Source organism: Fibrobacter sp. UWB1, from assembly GCF_002210325.1.
GTDB lineage: Bacteria > Fibrobacterota > Fibrobacteria > Fibrobacterales > Fibrobacteraceae > Fibrobacter.
Window position 1 is genome coordinate 1 of sequence record NZ_MWQL01000044.1, and the last position, 1,457, is coordinate 1,457.

Genomic DNA, 1,457 nt, shown 5'->3' on the forward strand with positions numbered 1-1,457 from the left:
TTGGGGATGCGGACGAATAGTTGGACACAACTAGAGGACGCATCATGTACTTTACTGAAGAACAAATCGCCAAGGCGCTGGAAACATTCCATGATTTAAAGTCGGCGACAAAGGTCGTAAGAGAACTCGGCTATCCATCGACAAAACAGCTATATAAGTGGATAAGGAGGGAAGGCCAACCACGTCAGGAAAGAAAAAAGCATCACAAGGTTATAAACACTCCAGAACATCCGGCTCACGCCCCTCTCAAGATTAAACTTGAGGCCATCCACAGATGCTACGAAATGGGCGAACCGATGATTTCTGTAGCCAAGGATATTGGATATACGTATGCAAGTATCTATTATTGGTACCAGAACTATAAAAAGTACGGACTTATGGGACTACAGAACAAACCTAGACCAACGAAGCGGAAACAGGCGAAAGAAAAGGATCTTTCTTCCGAAGACGCGAAGGCGCTGAACGAGAAGATTCGAAGCCTACAGTTGGAAGTCGACATACTGAAGGAGACGCTGAACATAATAAAAAAAGACCCAGGCGTTGACCTGTCTGCCCTTCGGAACAGGGAAAAAACACAGCTCGTCAACGCCTTACGCAACCGCTACGAATTAAGGGATATCCTGCTCGCGCTGGGGATGTCCCGAAGCGTCTATTACTACAACGTAAAACACCTGGACGACCGGAGCAACAAGGATCGTCGGCTGCTCAATGAACTCGTTCCCATATTTGACGAATCCAATAAAACCTACGGCTACAGGCGAATCCACAGTGAGCTTTCAAAGACCGGAAGGACGGTTTCCGAGAAGGTTGTCAGACGAGCAATGAAGCTCGGCAACCTCGTTGTCTACAGGCCCAAGAAGCTGAAGTATAGTTCGTACAAGGGCGAGATCACGCCCGCTGTCCCCAATATCCTCAACCGTAATTTTCACGCCGACGCACCCAATCAAAAATGGCTGACGGACATAACGGAGTTCCCGCTGCATGACGGCAAGGTGTACCTATCGCCGATTATCGACTGCTTCGACGGGGCACCAGTGTGCTGGACAATCGGGGAGTCCCCTGATGCGACCCTTGTCGACGAGATGCTGGACAAGGCCGTCGCGACACTCCACGAGGGCGAAGCCCCGATTATCCATACAGACCGAGGGAGCCATTACAGATGGCCTGGATGGATCGAGAGGATGAAGAAGTACGGCTTGACCCGCTCCATGTCAAGGAAGGGCTACACTCCCGACAATGCCGCCTGCGAGGGCTTTTTCGGTATACTCAAGAACGAGTTCTTCTACAGCAGAAATTGGAGAAAAGTCGACAAGGAAGAGTTCAAGGCCGAGCTTGAAAAATATCTGGAATGGTTTTGCACGAAACGGATAAAGGTCGGGCTCAACGGAATGAGCCCAGCGGATTACCGGAAACTATATTTGGACAAACAATCTGTCTAAATTATTGTCCGCATCCCC

Annotated in this window: 1 protein-coding gene; it reads left to right on the forward strand. The window is 49.6% G+C overall.

Features of this window, described 5'->3' with window-relative positions; translation table 11 throughout:
• Positions 1–44 precede the first annotated feature (44 nt).
• Positions 45–1,439 (forward strand): IS3 family transposase, encoded by a 1,395-nt coding sequence (locus B7988_RS14760; protein WP_088658480.1) that lies wholly within the window; start codon positions 45–47, stop codon positions 1,437–1,439.
• Positions 1,440–1,457: the final 18 nt, after the last annotated feature.

Excerpts from the sequence above, each read along its gene's own strand:
- B7988_RS14760 (WP_088658480.1), top strand. The coding sequence starts at position 45 with ATGTACTTTACTGAAGAACAAATCGCCAAGGCGCTGGAAACATTCCAT.